This window comes from Nocardiopsis sp. TNDT3 (assembly GCF_003427465.1).
Classification (GTDB): Bacteria; Actinomycetota; Actinomycetes; order Streptosporangiales; family Streptosporangiaceae; genus Nocardiopsis; species Nocardiopsis dassonvillei.
Genome location: NZ_QPFC01000552.1, coordinates 1 through 3,207, shown reverse-complemented (window position 1 = coordinate 3,207; position 3,207 = coordinate 1). Strand labels below are relative to the sequence as shown.

Below are 3,207 nucleotides of genomic sequence, written 5' to 3'. Positions count from 1 at the left end.
GCCGGGCCCCTCGGTCCCCGGGGACTCAGCGGGCGCGGGCGCCCGAGGTGTCCAGGCCCCCGTTGTCCAGCCGCCGCTCGACCGCCTCACGGTAGTCGTCGGTGACCGCCTCTAGCAGGGTGCTCTTCTCCCGGTCCGTCCGCCCCGCCATCGAGCGCTCCGAGCGGTCCATCCTGCGGTTGGCCCGGACGATCTCGTTGGTCGCGGGGAGCCGCACGTCCTCGTAGCGCCGCAGCGCCGCCTCCACGTCGCCACCGGTCCCCAACTCGGCGGCGAGGGCCGCCGCGTCGAGGACGGCCTGGGACGCGCCGTTGGCCCCGATGGGGTACATCAGGTGGGCCGCGTCCCCGAGCAGGGTCGTGCGGCCCTCGCCCCAGTGCTCCAGGGGGTCCCGGTCCACCATGGGGTACTGGAGGATCCGCTCGCTGCGGGCGAGCACGCCGGGGACGTCGAGCCAGCCGAAGTCCCAGTGCGCGTAGTGCGGGGCGAGTTCCTCGATGCGCCCGTTGTCGTCCCAGTCCGCGTCGACGGACAGACCGGGGGAGGGCACCAGGCACACCCAGTTGAGCAGTGCGCGGCCGCGCGCCGCGTGGCGGGCCGAGATCGGGTACGCGACAAGCCTGGCGGAGTGCTCGTCGTTGGCGACGATCATGGTGCGCCCGTCCAGGAAGCCGTCCAGCTCGGTCAGGCCCCGCCACATGTGGACGCCTCCGCCGGACAGGGCGGTGCGGTCGGGGTGGAGCTGCGCGCGGACGCGCGAGTGCAGCCCGTCCGCGCCGACCAGCGCCGCTCCCGTGACCTCCGCGGCTCCGCCGGACTGGTCGCGGGCCAGGGCGCGCACGCCCGTCGCGGTCTGCTCGAAGGAGTCAAGGCGCAGGCCGGTGCGGACCGCGCCGGGGCCCAGACGCTCGCGGACGGCCTCCAGCAGGAGCAGTTGGAGTTCACCGCGGTGGATCGAGTACTGCGGGTACTCGTTGCCCGCCGCCACGCCGCGGGGTTCGTTCCAGAGGGTGGTGCCCCTGTGGTCGAGGTAGAGGTGTTCCCGGGTGGGGATGCCCGTCGCGGCGAGCGCGTCGCCGAGGCCGAGGGCGGTCAGCTCGGCGATCGCCGCGGGCTGGACGTTGATGCCGACCCCGAGCGGACGGATCTCCTCGGCGGTTTCCAGAACGGTGGCGCTGATTCCGTGGGAGTGCAGGGCGAGGGCTGTGGCCAGCCCTCCGATCCCAGCGCCGACGATCACGATGTCGGCACCATCGGCTGAGGTCATGGCGGCCCTCCGTGCTTCCTGCGATCTGGTGGTCGCGTTGTCTGCGGGCACACGCGCGCCCGTCGGGTGGTGCGGTCGATGGGCCCGGGGTCCCGGTGCATCAGAGGTGCTATCACGGCGGGGGCCGATCACCCAAGGGAGTCAGCCGGGAGGCCGCACACGAGACGGGCGGAGGCCCGGGCGGACGGTGCGCCGACTTCCCGGTCGCGCACGTCCGGCCCCGGACCCCCGCCCGCTCGCGCAAGGGAGGATGGGGAGGAAGGACCTGTGATCCTTTGTCAGGCGTGGTGGGTCGAGACCACCGAGTACACGCCGGGCGCCGGGGTGGCCAGCGCGGCGGCCTTCTTGCCGTAGGCCTGGGCCTCGGGGTCGGCCATGGTCGCCTGGATGTCCGCCGGGCTGTTCCACTGGGCCAGGTTGATGACCTTGGTCCCGTCCAGGCTGGCCAGGATGTTCACCGACACGAACCCGGGGCGGTTCTTCATGACCTTCTCGGTGCCCTCGTTGAGGACGTCGACGAGCTGCTGCTGCTTCTCCTTCTCCACCTCGAAGACGTTGACGAGGACGGCGAGGCCGTCGTTTGCGCGAATAACGGTTTCACTCATGAAACGGAGGCTAGCAGAACCGGTATCTCGAAACAAAGGTCGTTCGCGGGTTTTTTGGAGAAAGGGGTAACCAATTTTTGATACGCCAAATAAACAGGCGTCCCGGTCGTGTCGGCAGCGCTCTTCAATGCGCGCTGCCCGGGTGTGTGCCTGTTCTTCGGGTGTGGTTCGCCTTCCGTTTCACGGCGCGGGGACGGCTGGCCCGGTCGCTTTCTCCGCCACCCGGGGAGAAGTCCGTATGAGTGTCTGCCGGTCATTCACCCCGGGCGGGGCGCGGTTCCGTGGTCCAGCGGCCCCGTTCCGCGGCTCCGCTCCGTGGCCTGGTGCGGTGGTCTAACCTTTCCGACCGACGTCCTCTCCGCTTCCGGTCCCCCCTCCGCATGGTCTCCGGTGACGCTCCTCCCCGGGGCTCCTACTCCTCTCGGACGGCGCTTCCGCCTGCGAATTTCCTGGTGGTGGCGGCTGGGGCGCCGCCGGGGAGCGGGCGTCGGCCTCCGCGGGCCGGCCCCGGTCCACCCGCCCGGACGCGGCGTCGACCCCGGCCCGTGCGGGCATTCCGACAGGCGGGTCGAAAGGATTCGACGCACCGGAAGGGTCCTTTCGGTGAAATGGCGGGCAACGGCCGCAAGGGATCACCCGGGCGTGCGCGGAGTTCTGTTCCCGCGCTCCTCGGTGAGTCCCGGCCGTGCAACTGCGGATAATGCTCGGTTGTCCTTGTGTCTGTCGCTTCCCGCTTCGTTCCCGTCCTTTCCGGAGAGGTGGGGGTTCAGGGATTCCGTTTACCTGGACGGATGATTCCCGAACCCCTGTCAGCGGGTGCTCCTCAAGGTCACCTTCCGCCTTCGATGAGGCCGTAGACGTTGCCGTCCCAACCGGAGATCTGGGCCCACCGGTTCCCCTTTCTCCACGCGGTGTCCTGAGGCTCCGTCAGAATTTCGACCCCCTGTCCGCGCAGGTTCTCGCACACGGCGTCGAGGTCGTCGCAGTTGAACCACCCCTGGGCCATGCGGCCGACCCGCGACCGCACCTCCTCCAGAAGCCCGGAGTCGACCTGGGCGAGCGCCACGCTGGTCTGCGACCCCGGAAGGTGCACCTCCACCCAGCGCTGGCCGCCCTGGTGGACGGTGTCGACCTCCAGCCGGAAACCGAGCGCCTCCGTCAGGAAGTCCAGGGTCCTCTGCTGGTCGCTGGTGTAGAGCACGGAGAGCCGGGGGTGGGTGAGCATGGGCTTCCTCTCGGGGCCGACGGGGCGGCTGCGTCCGCAGCCGGAGGAACCGTAGTGCAGGCGGACGGAGGACTCACGCGACGGCCGCACACCGCCGCGCGCCCCTCCAC

General features: G+C 70.6%; 3 protein-coding genes. All 3 read right to left on the bottom strand.

What is annotated here, in order from left to right:
• Positions 1 to 25: 25 nt before the first annotated feature.
• The gene (locus DQW06_RS14280) at positions 26 to 1,267 is read right to left on the bottom strand and encodes a flavin-dependent oxidoreductase (protein ID WP_013156011.1); all 1,242 of its coding nucleotides are present in this window, start codon (positions 1,265 to 1,267) and stop codon (positions 26 to 28) included.
• A gap of 278 nt (positions 1,268 to 1,545) precedes the next feature.
• Positions 1,546 to 1,872 (bottom strand): antibiotic biosynthesis monooxygenase, encoded by a 327-nt coding sequence (locus DQW06_RS14275; protein ID WP_013156012.1) that lies wholly within the window; start codon positions 1,870 to 1,872, stop codon positions 1,546 to 1,548.
• Positions 1,873 to 2,701: 829 nt separating this feature from the next.
• The coding region (locus tag DQW06_RS14270) for a VOC family protein (protein ID WP_232833024.1) at positions 2,702 to 3,207 on the bottom strand (506 nt) is incomplete at its 5' end.

Excerpts from the sequence above, each read along its gene's own strand:
- DQW06_RS14275 (WP_013156012.1), bottom strand. The coding sequence starts at position 1,872 with ATGAGTGAAACCGTTATTCGCGCAAACGACGGCCTCGCCGTCCTCGTC.
- DQW06_RS14280 (WP_013156011.1), bottom strand. The coding sequence starts at position 1,267 with ATGACCTCAGCCGATGGTGCCGACATCGTGATCGTCGGCGCTGGGATC.